The sequence below is a fragment of the Tepidiphilus sp. J10 genome (genome assembly GCF_006980785.1).
Classification (GTDB): Bacteria; Pseudomonadota; Gammaproteobacteria; order Burkholderiales; family Rhodocyclaceae; genus Tepidiphilus; species Tepidiphilus olei.
Window position 1 is genome coordinate 1 of the sequence record NZ_SBHP01000021.1, and the last position, 697, is coordinate 697.

Genomic DNA, 697 nt, shown 5'->3' on the forward strand with positions numbered 1-697 from the left:
ACCGCCGCCTCTTCCTCCTCGCGCCCCTGCGCCTGCATCAGCGGCACGAGCTCACGCGCCACGAACGGAAAAGTGACGAAGACGGTAGCGAGCACGATGCCGGGCACGGCGAAGAGGATCTTCACCTCGTGCGCCGCGAGCCAGGCGCCGAACCAGCCGGAACTGCCGAAGAGCAGCACCAGCCCCAACCCCGCCACCACCGGCGAGACCGAGAAGGGCAGATCGATCAGGGTGAGCAGCAGTGCCTTGCCGCGGAAGGAAAATTTCGCGATCGCCCAGGCAGCCGCCACCCCGAAGACGAGGTTGAGCGGCACGGCGATGGCGGCGGCCAGCAGCGTCAGTTTCAGGGCGGCGAGCGCGTCGGGCTCGACGAGCGCGGCCAGATACACCGCCCAGCCCTTGCGCAGCGCCTCGACGAAGACGGCGGCAAGCGGCAGCAGCAGGAAGAGACCGAAGAAAGCGAGCGCGAGCGCGATCAGGACGCGCCGCACCCATGCGGGCTCGGCGGTGACCGGTCGCACGGCCATGCGGCGAACGGGGATTTCGTGGATGGGCAGCGCGGCAACGGCGTCCATCTCTCATTGCTCCTTGCCGCCGCGACGGGCGGCCCAAGCTTGCAGGGCGTTGATGACGAGCAAGAGGGTGAAGGAAATGACCAGCATCACCGTGGCGATGGCGGTGGCGCCCGCCTCGTCGT

2 pseudogenes are annotated in these 697 nt (G+C 68.7%); both read right to left on the bottom strand.

Annotated elements, in window-relative coordinates:
• A pseudogene (gene cysW / locus EPD81_RS10580) lies at positions 1–527 on the bottom strand (sulfate/thiosulfate ABC transporter permease CysW); the annotation flags it as partial.
• A gap of 51 nt (positions 528–578) precedes the next feature.
• Positions 579–697, bottom strand: a pseudogene (locus EPD81_RS10970) (sulfate ABC transporter permease subunit CysT); the annotation flags it as partial.